The organism is Microcoleus sp. Z1_A1 (genome assembly GCF_036700305.1).
GTDB lineage: Bacteria > Cyanobacteriota > Cyanobacteriia > Cyanobacteriales > Microcoleaceae > Microcoleus.
In genome coordinates this window covers 25448-41364 of the sequence record NZ_JAUBOR010000003.1, presented here as the reverse complement: position 1 = coordinate 41364, position 15917 = coordinate 25448, and the positions used below count along the sequence as shown (strand labels likewise).

General features: G+C 46.1%; 17 protein-coding genes, 1 tRNA gene and 1 pseudogene. 11 read left to right on the top strand and 8 right to left on the bottom strand.

Annotated elements, in window-relative coordinates:
- The 4 genes from QT973_RS02600 to QT973_RS02585 form a co-directional block, all read right to left on the bottom strand.
- The coding region (locus tag QT973_RS02600) for a J domain-containing protein (RefSeq protein ID WP_333390520.1) at window positions 1-339 on the bottom strand (339 nt) is incomplete at its 3' end.
- Window positions 340-447: 108 nt separating this feature from the next.
- Entirely contained in the window at window positions 448-1296 is an 849-nt protein-coding gene (locus tag QT973_RS02595) for an alpha/beta hydrolase (protein WP_333055042.1), read from the bottom strand.
- A 195-nt stretch (window positions 1297-1491) separates the two neighbouring features.
- On the bottom strand, window positions 1492-2217 hold the full coding sequence (locus QT973_RS02590; protein ID WP_333055043.1) for a DUF3120 domain-containing protein: 726 nt from the start codon (window positions 2215-2217) through the stop codon (window positions 1492-1494).
- Window positions 2210-2794, bottom strand: a complete 585-nt coding sequence (locus tag QT973_RS02585) for a hypothetical protein (protein ID WP_333231875.1) — start codon at window positions 2792-2794, stop codon at window positions 2210-2212. The genes QT973_RS02590 and QT973_RS02585 overlap by 8 nt, the downstream gene beginning before the upstream one ends.
- A gap of 478 nt (window positions 2795-3272) precedes the next feature.
- Between QT973_RS02585 and QT973_RS02580 the strand changes: the two genes are divergently transcribed.
- The 5 genes from QT973_RS02580 (at window position 3273) to QT973_RS02560 (ending at window position 6017) form a co-directional block, all read left to right on the top strand.
- Window positions 3273-4511: a ferrochelatase gene (locus QT973_RS02580; protein WP_333055046.1), complete on the top strand. Its 1239-nt coding sequence runs from the start codon at window positions 3273-3275 to the stop codon at window positions 4509-4511.
- Between the two features lie 292 nt (window positions 4512-4803).
- On the top strand, window positions 4804-5046 hold the full coding sequence (locus QT973_RS02575; protein ID WP_333055047.1) for an AbrB/MazE/SpoVT family DNA-binding domain-containing protein: 243 nt from the start codon (window positions 4804-4806) through the stop codon (window positions 5044-5046).
- Entirely contained in the window at window positions 5043-5387 is a 345-nt protein-coding gene (gene mazF, locus QT973_RS02570) for an endoribonuclease MazF (protein WP_333055049.1), read from the top strand. Before QT973_RS02575 ends, mazF begins: the two co-directional genes overlap by 4 nt.
- Window positions 5388-5391: 4 nt before the next feature.
- The gene (locus QT973_RS02565) at window positions 5392-5679 is read left to right on the top strand and encodes a DUF433 domain-containing protein (RefSeq protein ID WP_333055050.1); all 288 of its coding nucleotides are present in this window, start codon (window positions 5392-5394) and stop codon (window positions 5677-5679) included.
- Window positions 5680-5705: 26 nt separating this feature from the next.
- On the top strand, window positions 5706-6017 hold the full coding sequence (locus tag QT973_RS02560; protein ID WP_333055051.1) for a DUF433 domain-containing protein: 312 nt from the start codon (window positions 5706-5708) through the stop codon (window positions 6015-6017).
- A gap of 109 nt (window positions 6018-6126) precedes the next feature.
- On the opposite strand, the gene QT973_RS02555 is transcribed toward QT973_RS02560, so the two are convergent.
- From QT973_RS02555 to QT973_RS02545, 3 genes are all read right to left on the bottom strand, one after another.
- Window positions 6127-6531 carry a type II toxin-antitoxin system VapC family toxin gene (locus QT973_RS02555; RefSeq protein WP_333055052.1) on the bottom strand — a complete coding sequence of 135 codons (405 nt, stop codon included), beginning with the start codon at window positions 6529-6531 and terminating at the stop codon, window positions 6127-6129.
- The gene (locus QT973_RS02550) at window positions 6531-6755 is read right to left on the bottom strand and encodes a DUF2281 domain-containing protein (RefSeq protein ID WP_172189408.1); all 225 of its coding nucleotides are present in this window, start codon (window positions 6753-6755) and stop codon (window positions 6531-6533) included. The genes QT973_RS02555 and QT973_RS02550 overlap by 1 nt, the downstream gene beginning before the upstream one ends.
- 237 nt (window positions 6756-6992) lie before the next feature.
- Complete coding sequence (locus QT973_RS02545; protein ID WP_333390516.1) at window positions 6993-8234, bottom strand: aminotransferase class V-fold PLP-dependent enzyme; 1242 nt, start codon at window positions 8232-8234, stop codon at window positions 6993-6995.
- 160 nt (window positions 8235-8394) lie between these two features.
- Here QT973_RS02545 and QT973_RS02540 point away from each other — a divergent pair, with 160 nt between their 5' ends.
- The 4 genes from QT973_RS02540 (at window position 8395) to QT973_RS02525 (ending at window position 12458) form a co-directional block, all read left to right on the top strand.
- The gene (locus QT973_RS02540) at window positions 8395-10245 is read left to right on the top strand and encodes a TM0106 family RecB-like putative nuclease (RefSeq protein WP_333390513.1); all 1851 of its coding nucleotides are present in this window, start codon (window positions 8395-8397) and stop codon (window positions 10243-10245) included.
- 259 nt (window positions 10246-10504) lie between these two features.
- Window positions 10505-11587 (top strand): esterase-like activity of phytase family protein, encoded by a 1083-nt coding sequence (locus tag QT973_RS02535; protein WP_333261758.1) that lies wholly within the window; start codon window positions 10505-10507, stop codon window positions 11585-11587.
- Window positions 11588-11643: 56 nt separating this feature from the next.
- Window positions 11644-11717, top strand: a tRNA-Asp gene (locus tag QT973_RS02530).
- Window positions 11718-11795: 78 nt separating this feature from the next.
- The gene (locus QT973_RS02525; RefSeq protein ID WP_333261755.1) at window positions 11796-12458 is read left to right on the top strand and encodes a Uma2 family endonuclease; all 663 of its coding nucleotides are present in this window, start codon (window positions 11796-11798) and stop codon (window positions 12456-12458) included.
- A gap of 365 nt (window positions 12459-12823) precedes the next feature.
- Here QT973_RS02525 and QT973_RS02520 read toward each other — a convergent pair whose 3' ends face one another.
- Window positions 12824-13321 carry a DUF393 domain-containing protein gene (locus QT973_RS02520; protein WP_333390510.1) on the bottom strand — a complete coding sequence of 166 codons (498 nt, stop codon included), beginning with the start codon at window positions 13319-13321 and terminating at the stop codon, window positions 12824-12826.
- A gap of 348 nt (window positions 13322-13669) precedes the next feature.
- Here QT973_RS02520 and gltX point away from each other — a divergent pair.
- Both gltX and QT973_RS02510 read left to right on the top strand, forming a co-directional pair.
- Window positions 13670-15112, top strand: a pseudogene (gene gltX / locus QT973_RS02515) (glutamate--tRNA ligase); the annotation flags it as partial.
- 366 nt (window positions 15113-15478) lie between these two features.
- Window positions 15479-15913: a CAAD domain-containing protein gene (locus QT973_RS02510; protein WP_333055098.1), complete on the top strand. Its 435-nt coding sequence runs from the start codon at window positions 15479-15481 to the stop codon at window positions 15911-15913.
- Window positions 15914-15917 lie beyond the last annotated feature (4 nt).

The following is a 15917-nucleotide window of genomic DNA, read 5'->3' as shown; positions in this document are numbered from 1 at the left end:
TTGTTGCTGAGTATTTCTGTACTGAGCGTTTTGTTGCTGGGTAGTTTGTTGCTGGGTATGTTTGTGCTGGGTGTTTTGTTGCTGGGTGTGTTTGTGCTGAGTATGTTTGTGCTGAACGTTTTGATTCTGACCTCTTGGTTGAATCGATCGCAATTGTTCGCGAGCTTGATTAATTTCCTTAATCTTCTCTTCAGCTTTCTGTAGTAGTCTGGGATTGTCTTTGGGGATGCGATCGGGGTGCCAAATGAACGCTAAATCCTTGTAGGCTTGGCTAATTTCTTCTCTGGAAGCTCCCGGCAACAGTCCCAGCACTTTATAGTATTGGTCGAGGTCGTTCATTGTACCACCTTTCGCTTTAAGAAATTAGAAATTAAAAATTAAGATCGGAGCAAAAGCCGTTCTCAAAGCTTGCGTGTCCGATCGTACATTAGATGAACAATAACTCAGCTAAGCCGCTGCTGGCAAAAAGTCTCGAATTCGCTGCAAGTATGTTGCGGCATCCTCCAGCATCGGAAAGTGAGCCGTATTCGGAATTATAACAAATTCTACTTTTTTGCTGAGGGAGGCTGCTTGCTCTCCCATGGCGGCGGGAATAATTTGGTCAAATTCTCCTGCCACAAGCAGTGTGGGAACACTCAGCCGCGCAAATTCTTGGGGCATTTCCTCGGCTGCTCTTTTACTGACTGCCGTCACCATTGTACCAATAGCAGCTTGCTCGTCTGCCATTAAAAAATCCTTGAGAAACGCCAGACTGACCTCTGTGGGCAGGGAACGGCGCAAAAACCGGGCCATAAATAGCCGATCAGCAAAAGGGATCGATGCCAGCCAAGATGGTCTAAATTTTACCACATAGCCACCGAATTTGTGAAAAGTTGTAAAGGCTTTTTCGTCGTATTCAAAAATCCCGCTGCAAGTGAGAATTGCTTTTTCTACTTTTTCAGGGTAAAGGTTGAGAAATAAAGTAGCAATTGATGCACCTGTGGAGTGAGCATTGAGAAAGACGCGGCTTAAATTCAGAGATTCTAATAATTCCGCTAAGTCGTGGGCATAGGTTTCGAGTTCGTAGCTGGACTCAGGAGGCTCTTTCGGCAAGGGCGATCGACCAAAACCTCTCATATCGTAGAGCAAACAATCAAAATCATCAGCAATAGCCCGTGCCGTGCTTTCCCAGTAGCGCGCTGAACCCGCCCAGCCGTGCAGAAATACCATCACTGGTTTCCCGCTGGGTTGGGCCGTGTTATCTGCCGTTATCCACTCGTAATAATGTTCTACACCGCGAATTGAAATGAAAGACATGATATTGATTTTGGATTCTGAGATTTTAGATTTTAGATTTTAACTCATAATTGTTCCGTAAATACCAAAATTCCCGACTTCTTTAAAAAGTCAGGAATCTCAAGACTACATCCCTCAAAAAATTCTGCGTTAATCTGCGTCAATTTGCCCACATCTGCAGTCAAAAAATACCAACATAAAAACTAATCATAAATCTTAAGCAGCAGAAGCAGCCAACCAAAATAAACCATCTACCAAAAGCGTGCTTAACACCGCGCCGCTGAAAGCGCGCCAGTGCAGTTCTCGATCGCGCAAACTCAGCAAACCGACTGTTAGCAACACAGCGATTAGAACTAAAGCACAGCCTATGCCCCAAGGAGTTTCAATTTGACCGATCGCACTTTGAAAAATCGGCATAGCTAATTCCGGTTCCGCGTGCATCACTTGGCGCCAGTAGGGCATCAACCCAGTTAAATAAAAATATAAATCGGTAATAGCAGTGCCAAATAGGGAACCCAAGTAAAAATAGCTGCCAACTTTTCCCCAAGATTTGCCCAAGCACCAAATAGCAAAAGGCAAGCCAATTGCTTCTATAGGTAGATGTAAAATTGGTTCCCATCTAAACCAGCCCCAATAGATAGAACCTGCGAGCCAACAGCCGGCAAATCCTAATAATAAATCTCCCCAAAGTTGGGTTTTGGGGCGGAAAATTAGAATTAAACTCAGAACGAACCAGGGGATAGTTGACAGCAAACTGATGGTTGGATATAAACGCACTAACGGTGCTTGCACGAAGACGGGAATTGAGACTAAAAATGCTGAGGCGCTAAATATCAACCACTGTTTGATGGTGTTTGTTGTGGCTGAAGAGACAGAATTGTCGAGGCGGGCGATGGTGGCAATAGGTGCGATCGCTGAGGATACTAAATTTAGATTAAACAACTGATTGGACTCCGTATTGTTTCAATAGGTGGACTAAAAATTTTGCTGCGGTTGTGGGTGCGAGAGTCTCAATGCCGGCGGCGGTTTGGCTGAGGTGCCAGCCTTTTGCCGTTTGGGGAGCTCGCCATAAATCCAAATGTTCGATCGCGGGATCTGCATAAAAGCTTTCTCCACCGCCACCGAGAATTGCCGAACTCCAGTGCGTAAAGCGATCGTGGCTGATGCGGTGGATGGGAAAATTTCCCACCAGAGGTACTCCCCAACCGTCTAAGGCAAAAAAAGCCCCGACTTTGCCACCGAGTTGCTGCCACAGAAGAGCCGCCCCGATCGCCCCGGCTACTCCTGCCGAAAAGCTGACAAATACTAGACTTTCTCCTGCTAACTTTTCGCTGCACAAAAATTGCAATATGTCAAGAGCTGAGAAAGGCGGATATTTATGAGCGGGAAAAATCTTGACACGATCGACTATTTGCTGGTTTGGGCGATCGGCTGCCAGTCCCCAAAGCCCCGAAAGTCCCGTCAGGAAACAGTCGGTTAGCTTTGGTTCGTGAACTCCGGGGCAAATTACCAGTCTCATAGTTCGTCAAGAAAGTTAATATAGTTCGCAACATAACTTTATCATATACCTACTATATCATATACTACCCCAGGGGATAGGGTGTTAAACTTATAATAGAGTCAAGTTTGAAGAGTATCCCCCCAAGTTAAAAGCTGGGAACGCTCCAAACCCCATTAATCTGAGGCAAGGTCAGGGAGTCTTAAGAAAACATGAAACTTATCCCCCCCCGCCCCATCTCCTGTCAAGCTTAGCAAAGGCTGATTCTAGTTCTAGCCACCCTACGAATTTCGGGTCAGGGTCAAAAAACCGACTTAGGACTGATGCCCATCAATCCGGTTTCTAGGATAAATAAGAGGTTTGACCGGGAAGTAGGGGCGCAGAAACCGGGAATCAGCCCAGCACGCAACCGTCGTGCGATCGCACACAATGAAAAATCTCCGATTCACCCTTCATCCTGTTTGGATCTCTTAGAATAAATAAAATTGAGGAATACAAAGTGGTTGCTTCTCCAGAAAAAATCGAGTACAAAACATCTGCAGCACCCGCAAGTAACGATCGCGTTGCTGTATTGCTGATGGGTTATGGCGAAGTCGAAAGCTACGACGATTTTGCCAACTACAACGAACAAGCTTTAAATTTGCTTACGGCAAAGTTTGCGCCAGTACCGCTGTGGATTTATCCGCCGCTGGCGAAGATTTTAGCAATCTTTGACTTGCACGAGTGGAGTCACCAACACGGTAAATTCGTTTCGCCGCACAATGCAATTTTTGAACAGCAGCGCGCCGGGATTGAAAAGAATTTACAGGAGAAATGGGGCGATAAAGTAAAAGTGTTCAAAGCTTTTAACTTTTGCGCGCCGTTTTTGCCGGAACAAGTAATTCCGCAAATTCAAGCAGAAGGATTTGACAAAATTCTGATTTACCCGCTGTTGGTAGTTGATTCTGTTTTCACCAGCGGCATTGCAGTCGAACAGGTGAATAAAGCTTTAGCACAAACCTTTGATGGTAAGGAACATTGGGTAAAAGGACAGCGCTACATTCCTTCTTTTTACGATGAACCTGCTTACATCCAGCTAATGGCGGATTTGGTAGAAGAGGAAATTAAGAACGATTTAGCTGTAGCGCATTTGCCTTCTCAGATTGGGATTGTGCTGATGAATCACGGTTGTCCGCACAAGGCGAAGGGCTTTACTTCGGGAATTGTGGAAAGTCAAGCTTTGTACGATCGCGTGCGGGAACGTTTGATGTATCGCTATCCTTTGATTTCGGTGGGTTGGCTGAATCACGACACGCCGCTGATTGAGTGGACGCAGCCGGATGCGACGTTGGCTGCGAAGAATTTGATCGATTTGGGTGCAACTGCGATCGTCTTTATGCCGATCGGATTTGCGACAGAAAATCACGAAACATTGTTAGATGTAGACCACATTATTGAGTCTTTGCAGAAACAGCGTCAAGGAGTTACTTACCGCAAATTGCCTTGCGTTAACGACCATCCAGAGTTTCTGAAAATGGCGGCCGAGTGGGCAAATCCGCAGATTGAAGCGTTGTTGAGTGAAACTGCGGTTGCTGTTAATCCGAGTTTGGCTTCCGCGCACCGCGAGCACAGCCATTCTCACGGGGAACACGGGCATTCTCATGGCGATCGCGGACACAATCACGGTGGACATTCTCACGGTGGGCATTCTCATGGTGATCGCGGGCATTCTCATGGCGGGCACGGGCACAGTCATTAATAGGACTTAGGCCTGAGAGCTCAGAAACCGGGTTTTTTGCGAAGATACTGCATGGAAATGGCAGATTTAGTGAAAAACCCGGTTTCTTTTGTTGGGGTGCGTAGGTCGAAATTTGGGCGAAAAGGGCGATCGTCCTTTGTTGTTTTTAGGGAAAGGGCGATCGGCTTTTTTGTCAAATTTTCTGTGCTTGTCAAACATCCGCTTAGTCGCTACACTGTAGATACTCTGTATATACTTTCTCTGAGAAAGGGTAAATTCCTCAGAGTGATATCACTAACTAGAGGTTCAGGCTATGGTTGCGACGATCGCAAAATGGGGAAACAGTCTTGCTATTCGGATTCCACAAAATTTAGCTAAAGAGATTAACTTGACTGAGGGTTCCGAAGTGAAGCTTGTCTTGATAGATGGCAAGCTGACAATCGAGCCTATCGTTCGTCGGCGGTATTCGCTTGAGGAGTTGATCGAGGCAATGACGCCAGAGAATGTTCATACTGAGATTGATACTGGAATTGCTGTGGGGAACGAAGTTTGGTGACACAATCAAATCCCTACATTCCGAGTCGAGGCGATATCGTTTATTTAGACTTTGACCCAACTAAGGGACACGAGCAAAAAGGACTTAGACCTGCTTTTGTGCTGTCGCCTCGCTCCTACAACGAGAAAAGCTCCTTAGCTCTATTTATGCCGATTACAAAACAACAAAAAGGGTATCCTTTTGAAGTTATCCTACCCACTGGATTAAAAGTTCAGGGAGTAATTCTTGCCGATCAAATTAAGTGTTTAGACTGGAAAGCTCGCGGTATTCGATTGGTTGAGTCGGTATCTCAAGATGTAATTGAAGAGGTACAAGCTAAAATAGAGCCGTTGTTATTGTAAAAGCATGAAGTTCACGGGGCTGGATAAATCAGACGATCGCGCTTTTCCTGAAATTACCTATGTGCGGGGCGCTAGCGGCGAACTCGTACCCGTTTTGCGCGGCACTCGGTTGCGAGTGCAAACAGTAGTCATCGCAGCCCAGAAATGGGGTTTTTCGCCAAACCAAATTTCCGCTGAGTATGATTTAAGTGAAGCTCAAGTGAACGATGTTTTCGCTTTTTATGCGGCCCACTCTCAGGAAATAGACGCATCTATTGCTGCTGAGCGAATTATCGAAGCTGCCAATATATAAACCGCTATTGCATCTGGATATCGATTATGACCATCAAAGAACAACTTCTCCAGACCATTGAAACACTGCCGGATGACTTGCTAGCACAAACGCTGCAATTCGTTCAAACCCTTCAACATCCCATTCACAAAACTCCAGGAATTTGTGGCGGTGCAGCGCGAATTCGCGATACCCGCATTCCCGTCTGGACGATTATCGCCTACCAACAACAGGGCGCAACTGAAGCCGAACTTCTCTATAATTATCCAGGACTCACCCTTCAAGATTTGCAAGCGGTTGCGGACTATTACGAACATAACCGAGAAGAAATCGAGCTGTGGCTTGCTGAAAATGAATAACTGCCGATGCTAAAGTTTTACTCAAATGAAAATTTCCCGATCGCAATGGTTGATTTACTGCTCTCTCTCAAAAGGCACAAGAAATATTTCGCTACTATTCGATTCATACTCACCAAATTGTTTGAATAGTGGTTAACGCTTGAATTTTTGCGTCGCGAGTAACTAACGGAAGACTCAAAGATAAAGCAGTAGCCGCAATAATCCTGTCTGGCATATCAGGAACTGTTGCCCTGTCAATTTGTTGAATAGTTGCCGAGATATTGCGATCCAAAGGTGCTAGCAAAATCCCCACATTTGGATCGTCCGCAGCATTTAAAACTCGTGTCAGCACTTCGCCTGCCAAACGCCCTCGCTCAATCAAGTAAGCAATTTCTACAATTGAAATTGCGGAAAAGTAGATAAAATTTCCCTCGTTAACCGCTTGTTCTAATGCTATTAATGCTGCTGGCGACAATCTTGGTAGTTCAAAAATGTACCAAATTAGGGTATGGGTATCTGCTACGACTGAGGGCATCAAACAATCTCCCTGGGAAAATTTCCCCACATTTCTTGTCGGGCTTGGGCGATGTCTTCTTCCGTAATATCTACTTTTAAGTCAGCACACAACCCTTTGGCACTCTTTAGGGGTCGTTTAGCCATAGTTTTTTGTTGAAGAAACTCAGCAAAATCTAAAACTTCTTGCTGTCGTTCAGGGGGCAATGCCCGCAACTTATCTAAAACTGCTTGCTCTAAATTCATCGTTTATTGCCCTCCGTAATTACTCTAAAATTATCTTCACGCTTTTACTTACCAAATTCAAAAAATGTGCTGGCAACCTACTTACCATATTATAAGGTAAATCCCACAAAAAACTAACGCCTCTTGCATCCTATTTTGAAATAATATTTTTCGGAGTGGAGTGCGATCGCCCCTAATTTTGTAGGTGCGTCGCTATGAGATTTTCCAGCTATTTGAAATAGCTCAAGGCGACGCACCCTACGTTATGGCGATCGCCCCAACCAACTTATCAATCTCCGCCTCAGTTGTAAAATAGTGAACACAAGCCCGCACACAATCAGGATTAAGAATAGTCCTTACCATAATTCCCTGTTTCTCCAACAAATCGACCAGCTTTTTGTGCGGCATCCCATTAGTTAATCGAAGCGAAACCAAACCAGCTTCCGGCGCAGATGTCCGCAAACATTCCACATTGGGAAGTTCCGACAAACGCTGCCAGAGATACTTACTCAAACGGCAAATTTCTGCATACCTTTCCTCGATCGTACCCCATTCATGTTGCAGGGCGATCGCACTCCGCAAACCCGCATACAAAGGATAAGCCGAAGTCGCAATTTCATAGCGCTGCGATCCAGGCTTCCACCCAAGGACCTTAGCATTAGCATCCGTCACAATTCCCCGCCAACCGATAAACACCGGATGCAAATCTGCCAAAGCTTCCGCACTCACATAAAGCCCGCCCAAACCTTCCGGGCCGCACCACCATTTGTGACCAGTAAAAGCATAAAAGTCAACCCCCGATTCAATCAAATTCAAAGGCAAAACCCCCACAGATTGAGCCGCATCAACTAACACTCTAACTTTGTGATTCTTTGCAGGCAATTCCTCTTGTAACCCCCCTTGAACCAGGGAGAACTCCTCTTGTCCCCCCCCTTGCCAAGGGGGGGTTAGGGGGGGTTCATGACACACTTTCACAATCTCAGCCAGAGGCAAAACTTGGCCAGTATTCCACAAAATGTGACTGATAACCAACAAGCGAGTATTTGGCCGCAAACTATCAGCAATCACCGCCACCGCATCGCCCTCATTCAAAGTAGCCGCCAACGGACAAATCGAAACCTCAATGTTGAAACGGCGCTGAAGTTCCATTACACTAGCTACAATGCCGGGGTGTTCGCAATCAGAAAGCAGCAAATGGTCGCCCGCTTTCCAGTCAATGCCCCACAGCGCAATATTGCAGCCGACGGTGACATCTTCAGTTAGGGCGATGGTTTCAGGAGGTACCGTCAACTCAGATGCGATCGCCCGTCGCGTCAGCATCGCCTCCTGAACCACCCAAGCCCCCACCTCCCCCGAAAACGGCCCCCCAAGCTGCACCCGTTTGTAAGCCTCATAAATCGCGTCTAAAGCAGGCTCAGGCAGCGGCCCTTGTCCGCCGTAGTTAAAATAAGCTTTATTGGCCAAAGCTGGGAATTGTTGCCGGTGATTGTCCTTTGTCATTTTTTCTGGCGAATTATTGATAGCGTTAATATTGAATAACTGATGGTGTGAACTTTATATCCTGTGACTTTTGCCTCAAGCTAAATAATCAATCTGTGTATCCGTGTCAAAATCCGTGTCGTGCTTTCCTTCTAATTATTCTATGCCTTGCGAATACTAAATGTTAATAACTGACAAACTGCTACTTTCCTATCAGCGATGCCATCTCCGAGCATTTTTAGACACCTGCGGAGACTGGAAACAACTAGATCCCCCCAGCGACTTTCTGCTGAAACTGATGCGCGACAGCGCCGCATACCAGCAGCAAGCTTTGGAACACGAGACTTACCAACAACCATATTATCCTAGAGGAGATTGGGAAGCCGGCGCGGCCGCTACATTGAGTTTAATGCAGCAAGGGGTCGATCGCATTTACCGAGGAGTTCTGATCCAGGGCGAATTCGGCCAAACCAACGCCGCAACAACTTCTCTGGTAGGAATTGACAGTCAATATTTCCCAGAATTTGGCGAAATCCCCGAAACTCCCGTTGATATTTCATCCTCCAACCTTCACTCTTCAAACATTACCCTGATCAGCCGCCCCCATTTATTAATCAAACAGCCGGGACAATCAAAATTTGGCAATTGGAGTTATATTACTGCGGATATTTGGCTTAGCAAGCGACCAAAACAAGAGTATCAAATTATCGCAGCTTTTCACGCCCAAGTTTTAGCTTCCGTACAGGAAACAATGCCAGAGACTGCGTGGCTGATGCTGCGAAAAAAAGGGCTATACTCCGTGAATCTCGACCAGCGAACTCCTCAGATGTTCGAGATTTTAGATGATTGCATTCGGATGATAGAAAATCGGGATAAACCAGAGGTGTTCATTTCCCGGCAAAAGTGCAATCTTTGCGGTTGGTATACTATCTGTCACGCCGAAGCCGAATCTATTAAACATCTTTCGTTATTGCCGGGAGTTACTGCCAGCCGCTATGCTAGACTAAAAACTCTCGGAATTACTGATGTACAAGCTCTCGCTAATGCTAGTTCCAAACTGCTGGCTGAGTATCCCGAATTCCCGGACAGAGTGGCTTTTGATGTCGTGCAGCAAGCTCGATCGCACTTGCTAAATCAACCGCTGTTGCGAGAAGAAGGAAGTTCGGCAACGGATTCTGTAACGGATGTAACGGATGTCAGTCCGATGGAAGTCGGAAGAGGGAAGAAGGAAGAAGGAAGGCACGACACGGATTTTGACACGGATACACGGATTAATGATCGAGAAGAAGGTAGAAGTGAGAATTCAGAAGAACTTAACTCATCTGAAATAGTACCAGATATTGTAGACAATATCTTGAATTACACCGCAGTTGAGGAATTAAAAATTAGAGAAAATAAACCTGCGACATCTTCTATACCTGCGCCAATTCTCCGCAAAAAACCAATTCCGTATTCCCAATCTGTGTTTTTGCCGATCGCCCCAATCGAACTCTACTTTGATATTGAAGCCGAACCAGAGTTAAACTTGGATTACCTCCACGGAGTCTTAGTTGTTGACAGGTACAACAATACGGAAAAATTCCACGGTTTTTTAGCTGAATCAGCAGCAGAGGAAGGTGCAATCTGGGAGCAATTTTTAGAATTAATGTGGGCTTATCCTATTGCTCCGATTTTCCATTTTTGCGACTACGAAGTCAAGACTTTTAAGCGACTGGCTAAACTTTACAATACTCCAGCTTATTTGTGGAAACCCGTGCTGAAACGGTTTGTAGATATTCACAAACAAGTGACGCAAAAAGCGATTATGCCGGTGGAAAGTTACGCACTCAAACCAATTGCCCGTTGGCTGGGTTTTGACTGGCGAGATGCTAAGGCGAATGGTGCTCAGTGCGTCTGCTGGTATGACGATTGGCTCAAAACCGGCGATCGATCGCTCTTGGAGGCGATCGTCCGCTACAATGAGGACGACTGTCGTGCTACTTATGTGGTTAAAGATTGGTTAACCAATTTTTTGCTGAATCAGAAACAGTGAATTTATGATTTAACGAACCGGGAAGGCGCAAAGGGCGCGAAGGAAGAAAGAGAAGAAGAAGGTAGTTAAGCTAAAAAAATATTTGCTTGGTCTTTTGAAAAATATTACACTTCTTGTATTCGGCCTCCTGTGAAATTATTGTGGGGTGGGCATCTTGCCCGCCCCAATATGCAGGCTCAAAGTGAAATAGTTTAATAGCCTACTTATTCATCAAATGCGAAATCTAATAAAAGCAACTATATTTATTGTCTGTTTTTTGATGGCAGCAAGTGTTGCTATTTGGGTAAATCAATCAGCTCAATCTTTCGCTGTTACGAAAATAAATTTTATCGGCAGAGCAATATTTCCTACAGGTTCTCAGTTTCAGGGGACGGAAATTGGCGGACTTTCGGGCATTACTTATGATGGCGATAAACAAGTTTATTATGCCATTTCTGATGACCGCAGCAGCAAGGCTCCGGCGCGCTTCTATACTCTCAAAATTAACTTGCAATCTGGGAAACTGGAAAAAGAGCAAATAACTTTTACTGGTGTCACTACTTTATTAGATGAAAACGGCAAAGGTTTTCCTGAATTAAGTTTAGATCCCGAAGGGATAGCTTTTACTGGCAATAGCGTGTTTGTTTCTTCTGAGGGAGATGTCGATCGCCAAATAAATCCTTTTATCAAAGAGTTCTCTCTAGATGGTAAACTCCTGAAAACGCTGGCAATTCCAGAACTATTTTTGCCCGACGACAAAGGCAGTAAAGGCATCCGCAACAATCTATCATTTGAAAGTTTAACTTTAACGCCCGATCGCAAACACCTATTCACCGCTACCGAAAACGCCTTGGTACAAGATGGCGCCGCAGCTTCCCTGGAAACCGGGACTCCGTGCCGGATTTTGCGCTACGATGCGGTGAGCGGCAATCCAGAAGCATCGTTTCTCTACATCACCGAACCGCTACCCGCTGGTGCGAATCCTGTGGGAAAATTAACTAGCAACGGTTTAGTGGATTTGTTGGCGATCGACGATAACCGCTTGCTGAGTTTAGAGCGTGCTTTCTCCCTGGAAACCGGCACAACTATCAGAATTTTTGAGATTTCTCTGGAAAAGGGCGATCGTATTGAAGCACTCGAAAGCCTCAAAAGCCGTCTGGGCGAGGTTTCTCCCGCTCAAAAACGCCTGCTGCTGGATTTGGAAACCCTAAAAATTCCCCTAGACAACATTGAGGGGTTGACATTTGGCCCCGCCCTGGCGGATGCTAGCAGAGGTCTGATTTTGCTGAGCGACAACAACTTCAGTCCGCTGCAAGAGACTCAGATTTTGGGCTTCCAAATAAAAGTTCAAAAAACCTCTTGACAAAAGGTGAAGTGATAGGCATAATAGAAATTGTGCCTGAAAAAACGGCAAAACGAGGGACAGTAGTTCAATTGGTTAGAGCACCGCCCTGTCACGGCGGAAGTTGCGGGTTCGAGCCCCGTCTGTCCCGTTCTCTCGTAAATCGAAAGTTTAAAATACAAAGTTTAAGCTTTTGGTATTTTATTAATTGAGTAAGGAGGAGCGAAATATGACTGTTACGCTCATTAACTTCTCACCGGAAAAAACTACACAACGGGTAGTATTATCTAATATCAGTTGGCAGACTTACGAAAGCTTATTAGCAGAAGCAGGAGACAAGAGAGCCTCGCGATTTTCATACTCTCAAGGAGTCTTAGAAATTCTCATGCCATCCGACTTGCATGAAACTATTAACTGTTTGCTCAAACGGATTGTTACAGCTTTGACTGAGGAGTTGGACTTGAAGATTAAGGGATTTGGTTCGACGACTCTCAACCGTGAAGATTTAGAACAAGGTGCAGAACCAGATTCATGTTTTTATATCCAAAATGTCGATCGCATTCTAGGGAGAAGGCTTGACATCTCAACCGACCCTCCCCCAGACTTGGTAATTGAAGTTGATATTACCAGTCCTTCTTCTAATAGATTTGTCGTTTACACACAGCTAGAAATCCCTGAAGTTTGGCGGTATCGGGGACAAACTGTACAAATTTATCAATGGCAAAATCGGGAATATATTACTTGCGATCGCAGTCCGACATTTCCCATCCTTTCTGTAGCAATGCTCAATCAATTCTTGCAGATGGCAGAAACTCAAGATGACAATGCCATAATTCGGTCTTTGCGTCAATGGGCGAACGAGCAGTTGCGATCGCCCGAAAGCGAGCAATAATACTAAACTTAATTTAACTAATTCCTTTCTCCCACGGACGATCGACTCCCAGCAGCGATCAAAGGTGCGAGGAAATAAACGGTCGGGCTATCTGATATGTCAAAACCAGGACGATGGGCACGAGAATCGGAATCGCCACAAGTAGTCCCCATTTGCCAAACCTAAGTTTTTGACCGTCGGATTTGAAGAGGAAAATCACAGCGGCAATTCCCATAAGTATCCAGAGACCACCGAAGCCCATGAAGACTGTATAGCCTGCATCTTGCATTTTTTTTGACCTTTAATAGTAGTCCATCTTTAATGTTACTTGCAGTCTGTTTCTGCTGACATTTTCTGATAGACCGATCGCACTTATTAAATATGACTCATTTCGAGTTGGGTTGGCAGCGGCCCTGACTTTCGCACTCGATCCGCTGAGTTCGATCGCTCATAATAGTTGCTAAATCCGGCCTTCCCGTCAGCTTCAGCCGCCAGTGGGCCCAAATTCCGTACAGCCAATTGGCGATCGCCCCGATTGCTGGTAACTTAGTAACTGCATAAACCCATCCCATACCTAAAATCTCGTAGGTTCGGCGAAAAACCTCTACATTTTTCACCGTCGTACCGTCGGGTAACACCGCGTGAATCCGCCCCATCGCCGTTTCGTAGTCGATTCCGCCGTGGGCTTCCGGGTTGTAGCCATCATCCGCGATATCCACAAACGACACTAAGCCTCGCCCCGCGTCCTGTTTTTTCAAGAAATTAACCTCTCGCACGCACAGAGGACATTCACCGTCGTACAGCAACTCAATCTGCCAAGCAGGCGCAGCAGACTCGGGTGAGGGCGCAACAGATTCGGAAAACTCGGTTTTAGCAGCAGACATAGGGAAATATTTTTTAATGTCGTCGATCGCACACAAACATTTTACAAGGATAAATAGTTATCAGGTGCGCCTTGGGTACTCCTAAAGCAGTTATTTGTGGTGTGAAAAATAGTCCCAAAGGTGAATCCAGTCTTGGCCACCCGCAAGCTATTATCATCAAGATGCCCTCTCCTGCCTTGCCGGAGACCGTAGCCCGATCGCTCGATAGTCGAATATCAAACAAATCGAGGCAAAGTACCTGCCAAGCACAACTATTAAGTCGGCAACAAAATATAATAAAATTTGAAGTCTTAAACATCAGCAAATCGCCCAACCAGCAAATCGCCCAATCTAAAAGCAAAAATCTACATGAATGTCAGAGTCCGTCTAGCCCCCAGTCCCACCGGAAACCTACACATCGGTACCGCCAGAACCGCCGTATTCAACTGGCTGTTTGCCCGCAACCAAGGCGGCCAATTCATCCTGCGGGTAGAAGACACAGACGTAGAACGTTCTAAAAGCGAATACACCGATAACATCCTCGAAGGACTCACCTGGCTGGGTATGAACTGGGACGAAGGCCCGAGTTTTCAGTCCCAGCGTCTGGAAATATACCGCCAAGCAGTCCAAACCCTTCTAGACAATGGACTCGCCTACCGCTGCTACACCACGTCGGAAGAACTCGACGAAATGCGGGAAGCACAAAAAGCCAACAAACAAGCCCCCCGCTACGACAACCGGCACCGCAACTTGACAAGCAAAGAGCGCGCAGCTTTTGAAGGCGAAGGGCGACAAGCTGTGATTCGGTTTATCATCGACGACGATCGCACAATTTCTTGGAACGACATGGTGCGCGACACCGTAACCTGGAAAGGTAGCGACCTCGGCGGCGATATGGTGATTGCCCGTGCATCCAGCGGCGGCGTCATCGGCCAACCCCTCTACAACCTCGCCGTAGTTGTCGATGACATCGACATGGGCATCACCCACGTCATCCGCGGCGAAGATCACATCGGCAATACTCCGAAACAAATATTGCTGTACGAAGCTTTGGGCGCGACAATCCCAGAATTTGGCCACACGCCGCTGATTTTAAACTCCCAAGGACAAAAGCTTTCTAAACGCGACGGCGTAACCTCGATTTCTGACTTCAAAGATATGGGCTACCTGCCCGAAGCTTTAGTTAATTACATGACTTTGCTCGGTTGGACTCCGCCGGATTCAACGCAGGAAATATTTACACTGTCGGAAGCAGCAGAATTATTTACATTCTATCGAGTCAACAAAGCCGGTGCAAAATTTGATTGGGATAAACTCAATTGGCTAAACAGTCAATACCTGCACAAAATGCCAGTGCCGCAATTGACAGATTTGCTGATACCTTATTGGTGGCAGAAAGGCGGTTATGAGTTTGACTCAGAGGCCGATCGCCCTTGGCTCGAACAAATAGCTGCTTTAATCGGCCCGAGTCTCGTTCGCTTAACCGATGCTGTGGATATGTGCAAGGTTTTCTTCTCCACCACGGTGGAATACGAAGAAGAAGCACTCGCACAGTTGCAGCAACCAGGGGCTGCACAGGCTTTACAAGCAGTTGTAGAAGCGATGGAAAGTCATTCATCCCTGACATCAGCGGAAGCTCAGAAAATCACTAAAAAGCTCAGTAAAGAGAAAACTCTTAACAAAGGGCTAATTATGCGATCGCTCAGAGCAGCTCTGACAGGTGCAATGCACGGCCCCGACCTGATAGAATCTTGGGTAATCCTTCACCAGCGAGGAACGGCTAAAACCCGTTTGCTTGATGCCATTAGCAACTTGAATTTGCCTGGTGTTGGTGTGGCGGCCGAAACTCCAACCCCAGAACAACCAAACGCAGAAACAGTCGCCGAAACCCCTGCTACAGAACAGCCAGCAGTCGAAACACCGATTGTTGAAACAGCAGCGGCCGAGGTGACAGCAGTCGAAATATCGCCTGTGGAAACAGTCGAAATATCGCCTGTGGAAACAGTCGAAATATCGGCTACCGAAATACCCGGAACGGAGGTTTTAGCAGTCGAAATATCGCCTGTGGAAACAGCCGGCACCGAGGTTTCAGCAGTCGATATTTCGGCAGTTGAAACAGCCGCAGCAGCAGTTGAAATACCTGCAGCCAACCAGCAAAAAACTATTGCGAGTGGAGAAATGACTTCATCAAACGAACCAGAAACAACCGTTATCATCACCGAAATTCCTGCCGGAAATGAAGCAGACAGTTCCAGCGGTACAACAAAAGTCATAATTACCGAAGAACCGCCAAGTCAGGGCCAGCAGATCAAAGAACAAATTATCTCAATTTTGTCCGAGTTTCCCGCTTACATCGGCAGCTTTTACGAGCAGTACAAAAGTCCCCTGACTGTTATCGGTGTAATTATAGCCTCGATTGTCTCTTTGAAAGTGCTTTTGGGCGTAATAGATGAACTCAACGACATCCCCTTGCTAGCACCGACATTCGAGCTAATTGGTATCGGATACACCGGGTGGTTTGTCTACCGCTATTTGCTGCGATCGTCCAACCGGCAACAATTAGGTCAAGAAATTCAAGCATTGAAAGAACAAGTTTTCGGCAAAAAGTCCTAAACTT